At 56.6% G+C, this 346-nt stretch carries 1 protein-coding gene; it reads left to right on the top strand.

Annotated elements, in window-relative coordinates; genetic code table 11:
• Nucleotides 1–346 (top strand): trehalose-6-phosphate synthase (locus tag AC0L28_RS34805; RefSeq protein WP_473483025.1); only part of this gene is annotated, 346 nt, incomplete at both ends.

Raw genomic sequence — 346 nt, 5'->3', positions numbered from 1 at the left:
ATCCTCGCCACCGTGCCGCTCTGCGAAGAATTGCTGGAAGCGCTTTCGTTCTATGACCTTGTCGGCTTTCAAACCGAGGACGATCTTAACAACTTCGCCGAATGTCTCCGCCGCCGAAACTTAGGGCATCTCATGGAAGACGGTAGCTGGCTAGTCAAAGGGCGGGAGTTTCGCTGCGGGGTTTTTCCAATCGGTATCGACACGGCCAAGTTCGAGGGCCTCGCAAAGCTAGCGACGCGCCACGGGGATCTGCAGGAAGTTTACAAGAGGACTGCTGGCTGTGACGTCGCCATTGGTGTCGACCGATTGGATTATTCCAAGGGCATCGATCGGCGCATCGTGGCGT

The organism is Mesorhizobium sp. WSM4847, from assembly GCF_055811335.1.
This window is presented reverse-complemented; position numbering and strand designations above follow the sequence as displayed.